Origin of the sequence: Mesorhizobium sp. M4A.F.Ca.ET.050.02.1.1, assembly GCF_003997725.1 — a bacterium.
Taxonomy (GTDB): Bacteria; Pseudomonadota; Alphaproteobacteria; order Rhizobiales; family Rhizobiaceae; genus Mesorhizobium.
Genome location: NZ_RZSG01001307.1, coordinates 1 through 881, shown reverse-complemented (window position 1 = coordinate 881; position 881 = coordinate 1). Strand labels below are relative to the sequence as shown.

The 881-nt window shown below is 69.1% G+C and carries 1 protein-coding gene; it reads left to right on the top strand.

The window, feature by feature from the left end:
- Positions 1-881, top strand: an 881-nt coding sequence (locus EOA33_RS37140; protein ID WP_245482594.1) for a Ppx/GppA phosphatase family protein, incomplete at both ends; no start/stop codon positions are given.

Below are 881 nucleotides of genomic sequence, written 5' to 3'. Positions count from 1 at the left end.
TGCCGCGACTGCGGGGCAATCGGCGCCCGCCGCTAGTGCGCCAGCCGGGCAGCCGCTGCCAGCGCCAGTCCCGCCGCCTCCGCCCGCCGCACAGGGCAGGCCGATGCAAAGCGGGCCGCGCCCGCCGCAGCAGGAACTGCCTGTCTTCGCCGCGCTCGATCTTGGCACCAACAACTGCCGCCTGCTGGTTGCAGTGCCGACGCGCCACGGCCAGTTCCGCGTCATCGACGCCTTCTCGCGCATCGTCAGGCTGGGCGAGGGGCTGACCGCAACCGGTCGGCTTGGTCAGGCGGCAATGGATCGCGCCGTCGAGGCGCTCAAGGTGTGCGGCGAGAAATTGCGCAACCGCAAGATCAGGAAGGCGCGGCTGATCGCGACGGAAGCCTGCCGCGCGGCCGAAAACGGTGTCGATTTCCTCGATCGTGTCGAGCGCGAGTCGGGGCTGAAGCTGGAGATCATCGACCGCCAGACCGAGGCCAGGCTGGCGGTATCGGGCTGCGGCTCGCTGGTCGAGCGTGACACGCAGGGCGTGGTGCTGTTCGATATCGGCGGCGGCTCCTCCGAGATTGCGCTGATCGACCTTACCGGCCATCGCTCGCCGCGGCTCGCCAACCACATCGTCTCCTGGACATCGTTGCCCGTCGGCGTCGTTTCGCTGGCCGAGCGCTTCGGCGGCCGCACGGTGACGCGCAAGACCTTCGCCGCAATGGTCGAGGACGTGGCGGCGCGGCTGAAGTCCTTCGATGGACGCGACCGGCTCGCGCATGTTCTCGCCAGTCCGAAATTCCACTTGCTCGGCACCTCGGGCACGGTGACGACGCTCGCCGGCGTCCATCTCGAACTTGAGCGCTATGACCGCCGTCGGGTCGACGGCCTGTGGA